The sequence below is a fragment of the Variovorax raffinosi genome (genome assembly GCF_051216615.1).
Classification (GTDB): domain Bacteria; phylum Pseudomonadota; class Gammaproteobacteria; order Burkholderiales; family Burkholderiaceae_C; genus Variovorax.
This window is the reverse complement of the sequence record NZ_JBPJZR010000001.1, coordinates 933,200-951,066: the sequence shown is the minus strand read 5'-3', so window position 1 is coordinate 951,066 and position 17,867 is coordinate 933,200. Positions and strand designations below refer to the sequence as shown.

At 63.0% G+C, this 17,867-nt stretch carries 16 protein-coding genes and 1 pseudogene; 3 read left to right on the top strand and 14 right to left on the bottom strand.

What is annotated here, in order from left to right; genetic code table 11:
• Positions 1-175 precede the first annotated feature (175 nt).
• From ACSFB7_RS04495 to ACSFB7_RS04465, 7 genes and pseudogenes are all read right to left on the bottom strand, one after another.
• Positions 176-1,259: pseudogene (locus ACSFB7_RS04495) on the bottom strand (IS630 family transposase).
• A gap of 490 nt (positions 1,260-1,749) precedes the next feature.
• Positions 1,750-2,715 carry a DUF6282 family protein gene (locus ACSFB7_RS04490; protein WP_435467446.1) on the bottom strand — a complete coding sequence of 322 codons (966 nt, stop codon included), beginning with the start codon at positions 2,713-2,715 and terminating at the stop codon, positions 1,750-1,752.
• Positions 2,716-2,725: 10 nt separating this feature from the next.
• Positions 2,726-3,397 carry an ectoine/hydroxyectoine ABC transporter permease subunit EhuD gene (gene ehuD, locus ACSFB7_RS04485; protein ID WP_435467444.1) on the bottom strand — a complete coding sequence of 224 codons (672 nt, stop codon included), beginning with the start codon at positions 3,395-3,397 and terminating at the stop codon, positions 2,726-2,728.
• Entirely contained in the window at positions 3,397-4,041 is a 645-nt protein-coding gene (gene ehuC / locus ACSFB7_RS04480; RefSeq protein WP_435467442.1) for an ectoine/hydroxyectoine ABC transporter permease subunit EhuC, read from the bottom strand. Before ehuC ends, ehuD begins: the two co-directional genes overlap by 1 nt.
• 30 nt (positions 4,042-4,071) lie before the next feature.
• The gene (ehuB, locus tag ACSFB7_RS04475) at positions 4,072-4,899 is read right to left on the bottom strand and encodes an ectoine/hydroxyectoine ABC transporter substrate-binding protein EhuB (protein WP_435467440.1); all 828 of its coding nucleotides are present in this window, start codon (positions 4,897-4,899) and stop codon (positions 4,072-4,074) included.
• Positions 4,900-4,919: 20 nt separating this feature from the next.
• Positions 4,920-5,714 carry an ectoine/hydroxyectoine ABC transporter ATP-binding protein EhuA gene (gene ehuA, locus ACSFB7_RS04470; protein WP_435468080.1) on the bottom strand — a complete coding sequence of 265 codons (795 nt, stop codon included), beginning with the start codon at positions 5,712-5,714 and terminating at the stop codon, positions 4,920-4,922.
• Positions 5,715-5,730: 16 nt separating this feature from the next.
• Entirely contained in the window at positions 5,731-6,696 is a 966-nt protein-coding gene (locus tag ACSFB7_RS04465) for an agmatinase (protein WP_435467438.1), read from the bottom strand.
• 433 nt (positions 6,697-7,129) lie between these two features.
• On the opposite strand from ACSFB7_RS04465, the gene ACSFB7_RS04460 reads away from it, so the two are divergent.
• The 3 genes from ACSFB7_RS04460 (at position 7,130) to ACSFB7_RS04450 (ending at position 10,532) form a co-directional block, all read left to right on the top strand.
• Positions 7,130-8,005 (top strand): LysR family transcriptional regulator, encoded by an 876-nt coding sequence (locus ACSFB7_RS04460; RefSeq protein WP_435467436.1) that lies wholly within the window; start codon positions 7,130-7,132, stop codon positions 8,003-8,005.
• 87 nt (positions 8,006-8,092) lie between these two features.
• A complete protein-coding gene (locus ACSFB7_RS04455) occupies positions 8,093-8,938 on the top strand; it encodes a sulfatase-like hydrolase/transferase (protein WP_435468078.1) in 846 nt (281 codons plus the stop codon).
• Between the two features lie 16 nt (positions 8,939-8,954).
• Entirely contained in the window at positions 8,955-10,532 is a 1,578-nt protein-coding gene (locus ACSFB7_RS04450) for an AMP-binding protein (RefSeq protein WP_435467434.1), read from the top strand.
• A 45-nt stretch (positions 10,533-10,577) separates the two neighbouring features.
• Here the strand turns inward: ACSFB7_RS04450 and ACSFB7_RS04445 are convergent, their stop codons facing one another.
• From ACSFB7_RS04445 to ACSFB7_RS04415, 7 genes are all read right to left on the bottom strand, one after another.
• A complete protein-coding gene (locus ACSFB7_RS04445) occupies positions 10,578-11,561 on the bottom strand; it encodes a Bug family tripartite tricarboxylate transporter substrate binding protein (RefSeq protein ID WP_435467432.1) in 984 nt (327 codons plus the stop codon).
• A 46-nt stretch (positions 11,562-11,607) separates the two neighbouring features.
• On the bottom strand, positions 11,608-13,491 hold the full coding sequence (locus tag ACSFB7_RS04440; RefSeq protein WP_435467431.1) for a feruloyl-CoA synthase: 1,884 nt from the start codon (positions 13,489-13,491) through the stop codon (positions 11,608-11,610).
• Positions 13,492-13,576: 85 nt separating this feature from the next.
• Complete coding sequence (locus tag ACSFB7_RS04435; protein WP_435467430.1) at positions 13,577-14,401, bottom strand: SDR family NAD(P)-dependent oxidoreductase; 825 nt, start codon at positions 14,399-14,401, stop codon at positions 13,577-13,579.
• 26 nt (positions 14,402-14,427) lie between these two features.
• Positions 14,428-14,844, bottom strand: coding sequence for a MaoC family dehydratase (locus ACSFB7_RS04430; RefSeq protein ID WP_435467429.1), 417 nt, complete (start codon positions 14,842-14,844; stop codon positions 14,428-14,430).
• A gap of 20 nt (positions 14,845-14,864) precedes the next feature.
• On the bottom strand, positions 14,865-15,305 hold the full coding sequence (locus ACSFB7_RS04425; RefSeq protein ID WP_435467428.1) for a MaoC family dehydratase N-terminal domain-containing protein: 441 nt from the start codon (positions 15,303-15,305) through the stop codon (positions 14,865-14,867).
• Entirely contained in the window at positions 15,302-16,492 is a 1,191-nt protein-coding gene (locus ACSFB7_RS04420; RefSeq protein ID WP_435467426.1) for a lipid-transfer protein, read from the bottom strand. Before ACSFB7_RS04420 ends, ACSFB7_RS04425 begins: the two co-directional genes overlap by 4 nt.
• Positions 16,493-16,515: 23 nt before the next feature.
• Positions 16,516-17,655: an acyl-CoA dehydrogenase family protein gene (locus tag ACSFB7_RS04415; protein ID WP_435467424.1), complete on the bottom strand. Its 1,140-nt coding sequence runs from the start codon at positions 17,653-17,655 to the stop codon at positions 16,516-16,518.
• Positions 17,656-17,867 lie beyond the last annotated feature (212 nt).

Genomic DNA, 17,867 nt, shown 5'->3' with positions numbered 1-17,867 from the left:
AAGAAGGAGAGATGGGAATGAGTTTCTCATACCGAATGAACTGCGATATGTCTTTCGCTACTGCGCCCGTGCCACGATGGCTATGCCACGAATTTTCTCGGCGCCGAGCACCTCTGCTGGTCACGATTGGCCTGGCGCTAACACCAGGCCAGTAGCAACCGGAAGTGCAACGCCCCTAGTGTGGTGAGTTAGAAGTTCGCAGACAAAACCTCTCGACGCTGGCAAGGATGTCGTCGGCAGTCTTCGACCATATGAAGGGCTTCGGCTTGGCGTTGTTGATGTCCAAGTACTCCCGGATGGTCTGCTCGAGCTGTCGCGTGGAGCGATGCGTGCCTCGACGAATGCAGCGCTGCGTGAGCGTTGCAAACCAGCGCTCGACCTGGTTCAGCCACGACGCCGAAGTCGGCGTGAAGTGCACGTGAATGCGCGGATGTCGGGCCAGCCATGATCTGATCGAAGCCGTCTTGTGTGTGCCGTAGTTGTCCATGACCAAATGGATGTCCAGCACCGCTGGCACGCTGGCCTCGACGGTTCGCAAGAATTGCAGGAACTCGCCGCTGCGGTGGCGCCGATGCATCTGGCCAATGACCGAGCCTGTAGCGATGTCCAGGGCTGCGAACAGCGTGGTTGTGCCGTGACGTTCGTAGTCGTGGGTGCGCCGCTCGGGAATGCCGGGGGCAAGCGGCAGTAAGGGCTGTGTGCGATCCAGAGCCTGGATCTGGCTCTTCTCGTCCACGCACAGCACCATCGCCATCAAGGGCGGATCCATGTACAGCCCGACGATGTCGCACCTTCTCGACAAACATCGGGTCGGTCGACAGCTTGAACGTCTCCTGGCGGTGCGGCTGCAGGCCGAAGGCGCGCCAGATGCGCGAGACGGCCGTCTGCGAAAGCCCGCTCGCGCTGGCCATGGTGCGCGTACTCCAGTGCGTCGCGCCGCGCGGCACGCTCTCCAGCGTCTTGGCGATCACCGCGTCAACGCGGGCATCGTCAATGGTTCTTGGCGCACCAGAGCGCGGCGCGTCCAACAGGCTATCCAGACGTTGTTCGACAAACCGTGCTCGCCACTTGCTCACCATCTGCGGTGTGACGCACTGGCGTGCTGCAACCACCTTATTGTCCTGTCCGTCGGCGCAGGCCAGCACGATGCGCGCTCGCAGCGCCAGGGCCTGCGCTGTCTTGCGTCGCAGCGTCAGCGCCTTGAGCTCTTCGCGCTCCGCATCTGTCAGAACCAGTGTCGCTTTAGATCTTCCGCTCATTGCTGCCTCGTCGGGTACACACGGTACACGAGAGACCCTGGCGATCACGAGTAGTTCAACGAACTTCTAACTCGCAACACTAGGGCTGCGCTGATCAAGTCCCCTGTTGGCATGCGATCTGCGTCTGCTTTGCATGCAGCAACAGAACCTTGCTATGGCCGCCGAAGAGAACGCGCAGTACGCGAAGTACCACAGGGCGACAAAGCGTGACACGTTCCAGGCGACGATAGAGCAGATCGTTCCGTGGGCACAGCTCTGCTGCGTGATCGAGTCCGCACTATCCGAAGACGGGCAACAGTCGACCGTCAGTGCGATTGGAGCGCATGCTGCGGATGTACTTGTGCATGTATGGCCCCGACGCCTTTTGCAAGCCCCCTCTTGGATGATGTTCAACGGTCTGCACACCTGTGTGCGGCTTGCTCGATGGACAATCATGTATGCATGCGCGCAGCCTTGATAAGGCAGGCCTCAGGTTCCGGTGGTTTTCCGCCTATTGCTCAATCCCTAACGCGGCAAACCCGTTTGCAGAAAACATCGAGAGGAATTCGGACGTGTCCATTGCGCCACGCAACAGTTTTCCCAGTTCCAAGGCATAAATCACCGTACCCGCTGGGAACGTATCGCTGTTAACCTGGCCGAAATCTGTCGACAACAACACCCGCTCATGTCCCGTGGCGCGGATCGAATCCGCGAAAGCTTCGAGCTGCACACCATCCTGGGTATGGATCGCAAAACAGTGCTCGACGTACACACCGTCGTGCTTGACGAGCGCGCACAGCTGATCGTCAGTCAGTCCGACCGAGGGATAATGCGGGTGGGTGACGATGACTCTTTTGACGCCCAACGAAATGGCCAGCGGCACAAGCTGCATAACCTCGGCAGCGGAAAGATGCCCTGTGGCCAGCACGCAGTTGTGCCGGGCAATGGTCTTCAAGACTTCGATCAGCTCGGGCATAGGGCGCAAATCTTCAGCAAATGCGACAACCGGCCTTTGTCCGCCAAGGTCATCTGCAGAAAACTTGGCAGGCTCCGATCCACAACAACCCGACCAGTTCGGATCAAACCCGAAACCATGGACTTTCACATGCGACACGGCATCAACAGTCGGCATCCAGACGACGATTGGTGCGTCATCCGGCTGCCTACCTTGCACATCCGCCTTGTTGCCTGACACCGCACTCGACACTGCAGCGGGATTGAGCCCACCAACATAGCTGTTGAGGACGACGCCACCATAGAACCTGACACCGTGGCGGGCACGCGCCAGAGCGGCAAGAGGAGTGGTGGAGAAGGTGTGATTTTTCAGCACCAGCGCAGCTCCGAACGGGCGCGCGGCTTCGGCAAGCGATTGCACGTCGTAGCGACGGGCAACCAGCTCGGGCCCCACGTGGTAGTGGGTCTCCACGACGCCAATCCGCGCGAGGAGATCGTGTGCTTGGCTGTAGGAATCAAACATGATGGGATCGCTAGCCGGCAGAACCGTTGAACCGAGAAATTTTGTGCTCAAGATACCGAACAGCGACCGCACTTGGAATGCTGATCGCCAGATAAATGGCGCCTACCAACGTCATGGCCTCGACGTAGCGGTAGCTCTCATTTGAGAAGACACGCGCCTCACCCATCAGGTCGAGCACTGCGATCGCCGAGAGCAACGCGCTTTCCTTGAACATCATGATCAAGTAGTTTCCCAAGGCGGGAACCATAGGCGGAATGGCCTGAGGCAAGACGACGGCTGTCCATTGCCTGTACGTTGAAAAATTCAGTGCTCTTGCTGCCTCCCACTGCCCACGGTTCACGCCGTCAATTCCCGCCCTGTAAACCTCGGCCATGTAGCAGCCGATGTGCAGGCCAAGAACCAGTACGCCGCAGACGACCGGCTCCAGCCGAACGCCGACCTCAGGCAAGACGTAGAACGCGAAGAAAAGTTGGATCAACAGCGGCGTGCGCCGGATCGCCTCCATAAACCCGTAGGCGGATCTCCTCACCAGCGACGAGGAGGATCGCGATACAACCGCCAGAAATAGCCCGACGCACAGGGCCAAGATCGTGGCAAAGAAGGTTACCTGTGCGGTGACGACCAGTCCTCGCATTAGGCGCGGCAACACTTCTGCTGCCGTTTGAGGGTCCCACAACATCATCATCGTGTTCCTTCGAAACCCTTGCTCGCCCAGATCTCCAAGCGCTTGAACGCATGAATGATGAGGGTGGACAGCAAGAAGTAAATCACCATCAGAATGCCGAACCCCTTCAAGGGACTTCCCGTCTCCTGCCGGTAGATCTGACCCAAGAAAGTCAGATCCGCGATCGTCACTAGTGACACGATCGGCGTGATCTTCAGAAGATCGACCATGAGGTTGCACATGGGCGGGAGCATGCGCGGAAACGCATTGGGTATCACGACGTTGACCATCGTCTGCACGCCATTCATGTTAAGCGCGCGCGCTGCCTCTCGCAGGCCGCGAGGAACGGCAAGGATGGAGCTTCTCACCACCTCAGAACCGTAGCAGCCAATATTCAACCCGATGGCAAGGATTGCGACAGCCATCGCACTGATCTCGACACCCACCAAGGGCAGAACGAAGTACAGCCAAAACAGTTGCACGTAGCAGGAAGTGCCACGGATCGCCTCCACGATTCCTGTGACCGGCCACGAGATGAATCGTGAGCTTGAGAGTTTGCACAGGCCAGCAACGAACGATACGAGCCAGGCAAGAAGAGCCGCGCCCAACGTGATCTGGACGGTTACGTACGTTGCTTGCGCAAATTTGGCGAGGATGTCCATGGCACGCTCCTGCTTGATCGCCTCAGCGGCTTAGTTCGCGCCGCCGCACAAGGTTGTCCGCGAGGTCGCCTTGGCAAGCTTGGGATCAAACCCGTACTTCGAAACGATCTGGTCGTATTCGCCCGAGTCTTTGAGCGCCTTGAGCTTTTGATCAACCATATCACGCAGGCCCTTCTGATCAGTCCTGAACGCGATACCGGAACACTTGGCCGGCTCATTGGCAACCACCAGAACTTCAAAGCGATCCATGACGCCCATGGAGGTAGCGGCAGAGCGCAAAGCCAAATCTGGCGCAGCGTACACATCGATCCGGCCGTCGAGCAGCATCTTGATTCCGCTCTGGTGGTCAGGTGCAACCGTTATCCGGCTTCTCGGCACCCCTGATTCCGTAGCGCGCTTCTCTGCCGAACAGCCTCCGCAGACCCCGTAACGGACGCTCTCGTTCGCTGCCACATCAGCGAACGACTTGATGGCCTTCGGGTTGCCCTTGGCGACGATAAAGCCCTCCGTCGTACACAGGTCAGGCTCGGAGAACAACACGGCCTTGCAGCGCTGCGGATTGATGTACAAACCCGTGGAGATCACGTCCACGCGACCAGCCTGGAGACTGGGGATCATTGCGCCGAATTCCAGGACTTTCGGATCGAGTTCCTTGACACCGAAATCCTTCATGATGCGAAAGAGCAGATCCGGTGCTGCACCGCTCAGCGTTCCGCCGGCCTGATAGTTTGTGTAGGGAGGCTCGTGGGCCAGGCCCACGCTCATCTTCTCCTTTACCTGAGGCTGTGCTTGAGCTGCCGTCAATGATGGAGACAGGGATACGAACGCGGCGAGCGCGACTGCAATGAACTTCAGCATTTTGATAACTCCGTGGGTGGTTAGTCAACGCGATGCCCTGCGGCAGCGATCTTTTTCAGAAAAGATTTGGTTCGTGGCTCCCGAGGAGCGTGGAAGAGCTGGTCGGGCGGACCCTGCTCAACAATTTTTCCGCCGTCAAGAAAGAGAACCCGATCGGAGAATTCCCTGGCGAAGCTCATCTCATGGGTCACCATGAGCATCGTCATACGGCTTTCGCGCGAGATGTTCCGAAGCACTTGCAGAACTTCGTCGACCACTTCCGGATCGAGCGCTGACGTGACCTCGTCAAACAACATGATCCGTGGCTGCATTGCCAGTGCGCGCGCAATGGCGACCCGCTGTTTTTGACCGCCTGACAGCATTGACGGGTAGTTGTCAGCCTTGGCCGCGAGCCCCACACGATCCAAGAGTTCCATCGCGATTTTGTCAGCTACCGCTTTGTCCGTTCCCTTCACGATCCGTTGAGGCCGCGAGATGTTTTCGCGGGCCGTCATGTGAGGGAATAGGTTGAAGTGCTGGAAGACCATTCCAATCTGTGCGCGCATCAACGCCAGATGCCGTTCGTCTGCCGGTACGAGTTGCCCTTGTTTGGGCATGTGCCAAAGCGGCTTGTCTTCGATCCATACATGACCGCGTTCGATTTTTTCGAGCGTCATGAGAATCCGCAAGATCGTCGTCTTGCCGGAACCGCTTGGGCCAATGAGCGACAGTTTCTCGCCCTCATGAATGCCAAGGTGCAGGTTGTCCAGCACTACGGAAGTCCCATACCGCTTCACTACGCCATCAAAGCGTATGAACGGTTGGGCCCCAGCCACTGGCTGGGGAGACGAATCAGTGCTCACGAGGGAAATAACCGGCTTTGATGGCCGACCCAATCAGATTGACGATCAAACGCCCAGCCGTTACGCAGGTGAGCTTGCTTGCGTTGTCCTTTGAAGGTTGAATCTCGACAATGTCCATGCCGACAACGCGTCCCTTTTTGACCAGGCCGTGGATGAGTTGGCGTGCCTGCACAAAATTCACCCCACCCGGCGCTGGCCCGTCGACGGCCGGCATGATCGTGGGGTCCATCCCATCGGCGTCGATCGAGAGGTAGTAATTGCCACCATCTGGTATGCGCGCCAGCACGGCCTCCATACCAATCTCGTGCAACTCGTAGGCGCTGATCAATTGCGCGCCGTAGCGGACTGCGGTGTCGTAGTCTTCAGGTCGACCGCTGCCTTGCGCGCGAAGACCGATCTGCACGATGCCCGCAACATGCCGCATCTCTGAAGCGCGACGGATAGGACTGGACAAGCCGTCCTTGACGCCATTGACCTCGTCCCGCCAGTCCAGATGGGCATCGATGTGCACAAGAGTAATCGGCCCTGTCTGGTCATACGCTCGCAGAACAGGTGTGGTGATCCCGTGATCGCCACCAAGAATGATGGGGAGGCCGCCGCCTTTCAAGATCTGACGCACTGCCAGTTCGACGCGCCGGTAGTGGTCGCCGGGCAGTTTCAAATCCGGAATGACATCGCCGCAGTCGACGAAGCGGATGTCAGATCGGCCTTGCAGAAGCGGGCCTTCAATGTCGAAGTCGTAGTGGCCGGGAGCGCGCACGATGCGATCAGTGACATCGCGAATGGCCTGCGGCGCGTTGGTCTGGTCGTTGGTAAAGGACCGCGCGCCGTAAGCCGAACCGAAGGGCATACCGAGAATGGCGATATGCGCACGCAGGTTCTCGAGGTCGGTCACAAGCTCCGAGTAGAGCAATGTTGCGTGACCGACGCGCGGAGCAGTTGTCAAAGTTTCCATGGGGTGTTTCTCCGTTAAGGGGGCGAATTTGTGTGGTCAGCAGCGGCTCGGGCAGCGCAAGTTCTTATTCATGAAGTGCCGCTTCCTTCATGAGCACGCTGCGGCCCCAATGGATGAGAGCCGTGACACCGAGAAACTCCAGGTAGGCCGAGCGGGCGGACGAGGCCGACCGAACAACTGGACGCAAACCGCGTGTGCGCTCTCAGCGATGCCGACGCTTGTGGCCACAAAGCACCGCCTTCTGCCAGCGCGGGACTGGGCAAACAAGCGGAAATCGAGGCCCCGAACACAGCCTTGATCGCGTTACGTGGAGGGCGATTCGTCATTTGCCTTTTGCCGACGGGTGTAGGAATGCGCCGACTGTAGTCATCACCCTGTCAAATGGAAAACGATTCTTTTGACGCTATGGTTGCAAAAAGCGATACTTTGCGAGATGAGCCGCCTGGACTTCAACGAGCGCGATCTGCGCTCGCTCCGCATCTTTTGCGCCGTCGCTGAGGCAGGTGGCTTTGCAGCCGCCGAGCATCGGCTCAACCTGTCAAAAGCTTCGATCAGCCGGCACGTCCGAGAGGTTGAAGAGCGTCTGGGTGTACGGCTCTGCGAACGCGGACCGGGCGGGTTCAAGCTCAGCAGCGCTGGCACCGTGGCCGTCGATCTGGCCTCCAAGGCGATCAAGTCGCTGGAGCTCATTCGCCCGGAAATTGACGCGGTGAGGGGGGTGCTATCCGGCACCCTGTGCATCGGCATGACCGAACACGTCATCACCCACGATCACTGTCGAATCCCCGAGGCCCTGGCCGCACTGCGACGGCAAGCTTCGGATGTACAGCCGGCACTGACGGTGATGAACTTTGCCCAACTGAACGATGCGTTGCGCGAACGCCGGGTCGAAGTGGCGGTCCGTGGTATGTACAAAAAGGACCGTGTGTTCGACTACCAGAAGCTCTTTGTCGAAGTGCACCGCGTCTATGTCGCCAAAGCCGATGGGCCCGAGCGGAAACGCTCGCTTCCGCTCGTCTACCGTCCACACCCGTTCGTTGAACAGGCGATCGCAGAATACGGCTTCGAGCGCGGACCGGACGCTGGCGGGCTTGAGGCAATCGGCGTGCTCATTGCCACAGGCAACTATGCCGGTCTTCTCCCTGAACACTATGCCAAGCTTGTGGCGAAGCGGCACGCGCTCGAATTGGTGCCCAAGGGACCGGCATTTCAGAACACGATCTGCGCAATGACCGAGGCGTCGCGGCCACTGACGCAACGCGTGAAGTTGTTTCTCGAAATTCTTCGAGGCCTTCACGCCGACACATAAGAACGCCGTTTGGGAGCGCCTTCGCGCAAAAGTGCCGAATGCGTGTTGAATTCCGCCGATCTCTGCCCCTGGGGCGATGGATCGAACATGCTCCGGTCCGCTAGGGCTGGCGACTCGGACTACACGCGTTACGACGGGGAAATCACCAAGTCGGCGACAGCTTGGTTGAGATCGAAGGGGAAGGAGGTTGGAAGCCGAGGGGACGAGAAACCGTGGGTTCTCATGGTTTCACTTGTGGCACCGCATTTCCCCTTGACGGTGCCGGCAGAGTACTTTGATCTGTACAGCGGCATGCCGCTCAAGATGCCCAAGGCGTACAGATTCGGCGTCGACGAGTCGGCGCATCCCTTCATCCAGCAATATGCACGCCTCTCCGGCTACAAGAATCACTTCAAGGACGAGAGCGACGTTCGGCGAGCGCTTGCCGGCTACTACGGCCTGATCTCCTATCTGGACGCGAACATCGGCCGAGTCCTGGAGGCGCTGCAGGAAGCCGGCTTGGTGGACGATACGCGCATCATCTACATCATCTACATCATCTACATCAGCGACCACGGCGACAACGCCGGCGCGCGCGGGCTTTGGGGCAAGAGCACGATGTACTCGGAATCCGTTGGAATTCCGCTGATCATCAGCGGACCTAACGCGACGCCAAGCAAGACGGAGACCGCAGCAGTCAGCCATGTGGACGTCTACAACTCGATTCTGGACGCGGTCGGCCACGACTTATCGAAGAGCACGGCTTGCGCCCGAGCACAGTCTGTTTTCGGCCCGTTGCGGCCAAACCGTTTGGTCCTGTCGGAGTACCACACCATCGGATCGAAGTCGGCTGGGCAAGCGTTTGGGGAGCCCCCTGAAAAGGGTGGTCGAACAATCTCGTTCAGGCGGCTTACTCGAACCTGCTTGTTGATTTCCGACAGCAGACGCGAGTAATGAAAGCCCGGCCACCATGCACCCATCGCCCAGCCCCATCCTCCACCAAGGCTCGACCTTCGCTGAGCTCTACCGGTCCGCGTTCAAGGCCTTCGCCACCCGCGAGGCGTTGGTTGGCGGCGACGTACGCATGAGCTACCGCCAACTGGAGCAAAGCTGCCATCGCATGGTGCGCTGCTTCCAGGCCATGGGCCTGCAGCGGCAGGACGGCATTGCCGTGCTGGCGACCAATCGGCCCGAGTCGGTGGTGACCATCATCGCGGCGCACCTGATGGGGTTGGTCAACACGCCGCTGCATCCGCTGGGCTCTGAAGATGACCAGGCTTTCATTCTGGTCGACGCGAAGGTCAAGGCGCTGGTGATCGACGTGCCGCGCCATGCCGAGCGCGGTCAGGCGCTGGCGCAGCGCAATCTCGTGCCGCATGTATTGACGCTGGGGCCGGCCCCCTACGGCAGCGACCTGCTGGCCGCATCGAACGGCCTGGACGGCAGCGACATCGCGCTCGACGTGCGGCCGGACGACATCCTCAAGATCGCCTACAGCGGTGGCACCACCGGAAAGTCCAAGGGCATCGTGCATCACCACCGCACGGTGGTGACATCGGCCTTGCAGCAGCTCGCGTGCTGGGAATGGCCGCAAGAGGTGCGCTTTCTGGCGGCGACGCCGGTGTCGCACGCAGCGGGCGCGATGATCCTCACGACCTTTCTGCAAGGCGGCACGGTGCATCTGCTCGAACGCTTCACGGCCGACGGCTTTTTGCAGGCGGTAGCGGCCGAGCGCATCACCACCACCTTTCTGGTGCCCACGCAGATCTACGGCCTGCTCGATGCGCCCCACGCGCTGGATGCGCACGACCTCACAAGCCTGCGCCTGGTGCTCTACGGCGCCGCGCCGATGGCACCTGCGCGGTTGCGGCAGGCGCTTGGCCGGCTCGGGCCGGTGTTCGCACAGGTCTACGGCCAGGCCGAGGCGCCCATGACCATCAGCTATTTGCGCCGCGACGAGCACGATCTCGAACGATCCCAGTTGTTGGGCAGTTGTGGCCGCAGCCTGCCGGGCAATCAGGTGCGCCTGCTCGATGCCCACCATGTCGAGGTGCCGGTGGGTGAGATCGGCGAGCTGTGCGTGCGCGGCCCGCTGGTGATGTCGGGTTACCTCGACCGGCCCGAAGAAACGGCCAAGGCCTTCGCCGGCGACTGGCTGCACACCGGCGACATGGCGCGCCGCGATGCCGACGGGTACCTCTACCTGGTCGATCGCGCCAAGGACATGATCATCAGCGGCGGCTTCAACGTGTACTCCAGCGAGGTGGAAAGCTGCCTTGCGCAGCATCCGGCCATCGCCCTGTCGGCGGTCATTGGCGTGCCGCACGAGAAGTGGGGCGAGGCGGTGATGGCGGTGGTGGTGCTGAAGGATGGCGCGCAAGTCGAGGCCGCCGAACTGATCGCCTTCGTCACCGATCGCAAGGGCGTGGTGCAGGCGCCCAAGGTGGTGGTGTTCGCCGATGCGTTGCCGCTGACCGCGCTCGACAAGGTGGACAAGAAGGCGCTGCGTGCCAGGTACTGGGCGGGGCAGGACAGGCAGGTCGGATAGATGGACAAACGGCCGCGAGCAACGGCCGTTTGCATTCCATCCTCTTCAATCCACCTTCGCGCCCGACACCTGCACCAGCTTCTGGATCACCGGGCCGCTGGCCTCGAAGTTCTTTTTGAATTCGGCCGAGCTGTTGCCCATGCCCACCAGGCCAAAGGCCTGGAAACGCGCCTTCATGGCCGCCGTCTGCACGACCGCGCGAGCCTCTTTCTCCAGTCGTGCAAGGACTGGTGCGGGGGTCTTGGCAGGCGCGGTCAGCATCACGCCGCCGACCGGATTGAATTCCTCGTCCGGGAATCCGGCCTCGACCATGGTGGGCACGTTGGGCAGCTCGGGCAGGCGCTTGTTGCCGACGATGGCCAGCGGGCGCAGGCGGCCGGTGGCGATGTGCGGGGCCATCGTGCCCAGGGTGCCGATGCCCATCGGAATCTGGCCGCCGAGGATGTCCTGGATCATCGGTGCTTCGCCCTTGTAGGCGGCGTGAACCATGTCGAGGTTGCGCGATTCGCTCAGGTACGCCATCAGCAGGTGGCTCGATGAGCCGACACCGAAGGAGCCGTAGTTGACCTTGCCCTTGTTGGCCTGGGCCCAGCTCACCAGCTCCTTCATGTTGTGCACCGGCACGTCCTTGCCGACCGCGAACACCAGGCTGGCCGAGCAGATCTCGGTGATGAAGGCGAAGTCGCGCCGCACGTCGTAGGGAACCTTCGCGAACATGTAGGGCGCGTAGTAGATCGGCGTGGCGTGCGAGAAGAACAGCGTGTAGCCGTCGGGCGCGGAACGTGCCACCACCGAGGCGCCAAGCAGACCGGAGGCGCCGGGCTTGTTGTCCACGATGACCGTCTGCCCCAGGCGCTTGCCCAGCTCATCCGCCATCACACGGGCCAGCACGTCGGTCGCGCCGGCCGGCGGAGCCGGAACGACCAGCGTGATGGGCCGCATCGGGTAGTCCTGCGAGAAGGCGAGGGCGCTGCAGGCGATGGCGGTGATGCCGACGAGTCCCTTGGTGAAATTGAAAGCGATGCGCATGGTGTCTCCGGTTCTGATAATTTTTTTGGCGAAGCTCGCGCGACTCTCAGGCGCGTGCAACCTGCGGGCCCGGCTGCGGATGGAGCAGCTGCTCCACCAGCTGGGCCCGGCGCAAGCGCGTCGCCGCCTGGTTGACGTAGCCCTTGTCCGCGATTTCGTTGGCGTCCATCGACGGCGGCTCGGCCATCAGCAGCAGGCGCTCGACGCGCAGGCTGGCGCTGCCGGCGTCCCGACACAGGCGCTCGGCAATGGCCGCGACCAGGACGGGATGGGCCACCAACTCGGCGGCGTTCAGGCCCGCGAGTTCGGGCAGCAAACGCTGGCAGGCGGCCACGTTGGGCCAGGCCAGCGCGGCAACGTAGTTCTGGTCGTGGCCGCAGATGACTGCGTCGGAGATCAGCGGCGCGCAACGCTCGACCAGTTCGAGGCGGATGGCGCCGGTGCGCACCCAGGTGCCGGTGACCAGCTTGAAGTCTTCCGCCACGCGACCGTCGAAGCGCATGCCCTTGGCGGGGTCGTCGACATCGACAAGGCGCACCGCGTCGCCGAGCTTGAAGAAGCCTTCTTCGTCGAACGCCGCCGCCGTGAGGTCGGGCCGCGCGACGTAGCCGCTGAAGTTGTGGGCGCCGCGCACCCGGATCTCGTAGCGGTCGCCTTCCAGCGGCACCAGCTTGACCTCTGTGCCGGGCGCAGGCGCACCGATGTTGGCGAGGTCGTCGCAAGCCCACATGCGGTAAGTGCCGACGCCAGCGGTTTCGGTCGAGGCCAGACCGGTGCCGAACACGATGCGCTCGCCCACGGTGCGTTCGGCCACGCGCTGGATGCGCTCGTTGACGTCCTTGGGCAGGCTGGCGCCGCCGTACCCGAAATTGATGACCCGGGCGAACACGCTGCGCGCCAGCTGCGGATCGCGCTCGAGTTCGGCCGCCAGCATGGTCCAGGCCGAAGGCACGCTGGTCAGCAGTGTGGGTGAGATTTCGCGCAGGTTGCGCACCGTGCGATCGAACAGGCCGGGCAGTGGTTTGCCGTCGTCGATGTAGTGCGTGGCGCCGAGCAATACCGCACGGCCGAGGTTGAGCACGCCGCCAAGGGCGTGGTGCCAGGGCAGCCAGTCGAGAAAGACGGGCGGCTCGTCCTGCTCGCCGAGGCTGGCGTACATGTCCGACAGGTTTGCCGCTGTCGCCTGCAGGTTGCGGTAGCTGATGGGCACGCCCTTGGGCACGCCGGTGGAGCCTGAGGTGAAAAGAATCTTGGCGATGTCCTCCGGGCGGATGGCCGCGTGCGCGGCGGCCACCTTGTCACGGCGCTGCACCGTGAGTTCGACGTTCGACAGCGCTTGCCAGGACAACGCGCCCTGCGTGGCGCCTTGCACCGCGATCACCGATACGCCGGTGCCGCCGACCGCAGCGATCGCGCGTTCGAAGGTGACGGCGTCCTGCACGAACAGCGCAGACGGGGGCACGAGTTCGCACACGCCCTTCAGGCGCGCGAAGTCGCGGCTCAGCAGCGAATAGGCGGGTGACACCGGCGCGACCGGCACACCGACGTATTCGGCCGCCAGCAGCAGCACGAGTTGCTCCAGCGAGTTGGGTGAGAGCACCACCAGCGGACGACCCTGGCCCAGGCCCAACTCCAGCAAGGCTGCGCCGATGGTCTGCACCTGCTGCCACAGGCTGCGCCAGGTGATGCGCTTCCACTCGCCTTGCGCGTCGCGTTCGCAAAAGGCAGGCAGGTCGCCGCGGCGGTCGGCCCAATGGGGGATGAAGCCCGCAAAGCCCGTGCGACCGGTGGCCTTGGGTGTGAGCGGGGAGCGCAGGATCAGCGTGCCGTCGGCGCGTCGCTCGCAGATGGCCTTGCGTATCGCATACGGCACGGCCCGGTAGCGCACGGCGGCTGGCGCAATGGGTGATTCGGCGGCGAGGGTTGTCATGCTTGTTGTGTCTCCGGGTTTTTCTGACCAACGCGAGGCAGCGGGTTTTTTGTTCCACCCGCTGCCATCCCCACTCGGCGCGCGCTTATTGCGGCGAGCCGGCCACCGCCACGACCTGGCCGGTGATGTAGTTCGACTCGGGCAGGCAGAACAGGTACACCGCGCCGGCCGCTTCTTCCGGCGTGCCGCCCCGGCCCAGCGGGTTGCGCTGCGCGTGCGACTTGAGCAGCTCGGGGTTCAGGCCCACGCGGATGTCGCGGCCCTCGATGTTCACGGTGGCACCGGCCTTGGCGTCGGCATTGGTCATGCGGGTGTGGATGAGGCCGAACGCCACGGCGTTCACGTTGACCTTGAAGCGGCCCCACTCGCGACTTAGCGCCCGCGTCATGCCGATCACGCCGGCCTTGGCCGACGAGTAGTTCATCTGGCCGGCATTGCCGTTGAGCGCCGAGGTCGACGAGACGTTGACCACCTTGCGGTACACCTCGATGCCCTTTTCCTGGTCCGCCTGCGCCTGTGCCTTGATGACCGGGTAGGCCGCGCGCAGGATGCGGAAGGGTGCCGTCATGTGGCAGTCGACGATGGCGTGCCATTGCTCGTCCGTCATGCGCTGGATCACATCGTCCCAGGTGAAGCCGGCGTTGTTGACGATGATGTCGATGCCCTTGAAGTTGTCCATCGCCGCCTTGATGTAGCGCTCTGCGAAGTCGGGTGCGCTGACGTTGCCCGCGCAGGCCACGGCCTGCGCGCCGCTCTTCTTCAGCAGCTCGACCGTCTCTTGCGCCGGATCGGCGTCCAGGTCGTTGACCACGATGCGCGCGCCCTGGCTGGCCAGCTTCATGGCAATGGCCTGGCCGATGCCGCGACCCGAACCGGTGACCAGTGCCACCTTGCCGTCGAGAGTTCCCATGTGTCTATCTCCAAAAAATTTGATGTTCAGAGCGCGACCACGGCATCGCCAACGATCTTGGTCTCGCCGTACTGGTTGCGCGTTTCGATTTCGAGCCTCACGCGCTGCTCGCCATCCACCTCGAACTTCTCGACCACCTTGCCCGCGCAGGTGATCTGGTGGCCCAGGTGCGTGATGCCGGTGAAGCGCACGCCGAAGCTGCGCAGTCGCCGCTGGTCGACCCACTGCGTGAGCAGGCGTCCCAGGTAGGCCATCGACAACATGCCGTGCGCGAACACGTCGGGCATGCCGGCCTTGCGGGCGTAGTCGAGGTCGATGTGAATCTGGTTGTGGTCGCCCGAGGCGCCCGCGAACAGGGCCAGCGTGGTGCGGCTGATGGCCGGCAGTTGCAGCCCGGGCAGGGCGTCGCCGACGTCGAGGCTTGCGAATGCGGGTTGGCTCATGGTGTGTGTTCCTGTCTTCTTCATGCGTTCTTGTGGACCAGCACGCTGCGCAGGTCCGCCACGTGCTCGCCGCGCTGGTTGGTGACGCGCGACTTGCGCTCCACGAAGCTCAGCGCGCCGCCCTTTTTGTCGTAGATGTCGGCGATGTGCGTCTCGAACTGCAGCGTGTCGCCGGCGTAGGCCATGCGGTGGTAGCTGAAGCTCTCTTCGCCGTGCAGGATGCGCGAGGTCACGATGCCCAGCGTCTCGCGCCAGGCGCTCGAAGGAATCTGCAACTCCAGCGAGAACAGGAAGGTCGGCGGCAGCGGCAGGCCCGGGTGCCCGGCGTCGCGCGCGGCCGATTCGTCGAGGTAGACCGGGTCGGTCTCGCCGATGGACTTGGCGAAGAAGCGCAGTTGCCCCGCCTCGGCCGTGGCCTTGTAGACCGGCAGCTTCATGCCGATGTGTTTCTTGTCGATCATGCCGACACCTTCTGGTAGATGGTGACCACGCCGGCGCCGCCCAGGCCCAGGTTGTGCTGCAGCGCGACCTTGGCGCCCGCGACCTGGCGCTTGTCCGCGGTGCCGCGCAACTGGTGCGTGAGTTCGTAGCACTGCGCCAGGCCGGTGGCGCCCAGCGGGTGGCCCTTGGACAGCAGGCCCCCCGAGGGGTTGGTGACCCAGCGGCCGCCGTAGGTGTTGTCGCCGTCGTTGACCAGCTTCTCGGCTTCGCCTTCGCCGCACAGGCCCAGACCCTCGTAGGTGAGCAGCTCGTTCTGCGCAAAGCAGTCGTGCAGCTCGATCACATCGATGTCCCGCGGTCCGACGCCGGCCTGCTCGTAGGCCTGCTTTGCGGCAAGGGCCGTCATGTCGAAGCCGACGACGCGGATCATGTCCTTGGCGTCGTAGGTGCTGGGCAGATCGGTGGCCATGGCCTGACCGGCGATGACCACGTCCGTGCGCAGGCCGCGCTTGCGGGCGAATGCTTCGGAGACCACGATCGCCGCTGCGCCGCCGCATGTCGGCGGGCAAGCCATGAGGCGGGTGATCACGCCGTCCCACAGCATGGGCGAGGCCATGACGTCCTCGGTCGTCACGATGTTGCGGAACACGGCGAGCGGGTTGTTCGCGGCGTGGCGGCTGGCCTTGGCACGGATCTTCGCGAAGGTTTCCAGCTTGGTGCCGTACTTCTGCATGTGGGCCTGGCCGGCGCCGGCGAACTGGCGGATGGCCGAGGGAATCTCGGGCCGGCCGACCAATTCATCGACCACCTTCTGCGCACGCTCGAGCGCCGGTGCGCGGTCGTCCCAACGGGACTTCAGCGCACCCGGGTTCATCTGCTCGAAGCCGAAGGCGAGCGCGCATTCGACCGCGCCGCTTTGCACCGCCTGGCGCGCGAGGAACAGCGCCGACGAACCGGTGGCGCAGTTGTTGTTGACGTTGAGCACCGGGATGCCGGTCATGCCGACGCGGTACAGCGCCTTCTGGCCGCAGGTGGAGTCCCCGTAGACGTAGCCGGCATACGCTTGCTGCACGTCGCTGAAGTCCAGGCCGGCATCGGACAGCGCCATGCGAATGGCCTGTTCGCCCATCACGTCGTAAGGCTCGCTGGTGCCGGGCTTCTTGAACGGAATCATGCCGACGCCGGCGACGAAAACCTTGTTTGTCATGTAGTTCCTCGGGGTGGTTTGAATCAGAGTTTTCGGGCGATGAGCTCGCGCATCACTTCGCTGGTGCCGCCGTAGATGCGCGTGACGCGCATGTCGACGAAGTCGCGCGCGATCGGGTACTCCAGCATGTAGCCGTAGCCGCCGTGCAGCTGCACCATCTCGTCGAGCGCCTTGCCCAGCGTCTCGGTGGCGAAGAGCTTGGCAATGGCCGCTTCTTCCAGCGTGAGGCGGCGGCGCATGTGCTCGCCGATGTAGTGGTCGATCAGCGTGCGCACGGCCACCGCCTGCGCCTTCACGTCGGCCAGCTTGAACTTGGTGTTCTGGAAGTCCCACACGGTCTGGTCGAAGGCGCGGCGCTCCTTCACATAGGCCAGCGTGTTTTCCAGCGCGCGCTCCAGCCGCGCGGCGGCCGAGACGGCGATGGTGAAGCGCTCCTGCGGCAGTTCGCCCATCAGGTAGGCGAAGCCCTTGCCTTCCTCGCCCAGGCGGTTGGCCACCGGCACGCGCACGTTGTCGAAGAAAAGCTCGGCTGTGTCTTGCGCATGCTGGCCGACCTTCTCCAGCTTGCGGCCGCGCCGAAAGCCCGCGCGCGTGGCCTCGACGACGATCAGGCTGATGCCCTTGGCACCGGCAGCCGGGTCGGTCTTGCAGACCACGATGATCAGGTCGGCCGTCAGGCCGTTGCTGATGAAGGTCTTGCTGCCGTTGATGACGTACTCGTCGCCTTCGCGCACGGCCGTGGTGCGCACCGCCTTCAGGTCGCTGCCGGTGCCCGGCTCGGTCATGGCGATGGCCAGGATGATCTCGCCGGAAGCCGCGCCGGGCAGCCACTTGCGCTTTTGCTCCTCGTTGCCGGCACGCAGGATGTAGGGCGCGATGATGTCCGAGTGCATGCCGAAGGCCGGGCCGCTCACGCCGGAGCGCGCCATCTCTTCGCCGAATACGGCCGCGTGGCCGAAGTCGCCGCCGCCGCCGCCGTATTCCTCGGGAAGCGAGGCGCACAGCAGGCCTTCGCGGCCGGCCTTCAGCCAGGTCTCGCGGTCGACCTGGCCGGCCTGGTCCCAGGCGGCCTGGCGCGGCTTGCATTCGCGCTCCAGGAAGCGGCGCACCGTCTCGCGGTACATCTCATGGTCGTCTCGAAAGACGTTGCGGGTCACGTTCACGGATTTGTCTCCTGAGGGGATGCGCGTGGCAGGACTCAAAGGTAAATCCGAGGGGGCGCGCGGCCACCACTCCCGATGGGGGGCGGGTTGACCCCGGGGTGGGGCTTCGGTCGCGGGCAACCGGCTCGCAGCGCGGCGCCATCGGCAGGGCAATGGCTTCGCTCGTGATGCAGCCTCCTTGCTTGGGGAGGCCGATGGTCGACGTGGGTGCG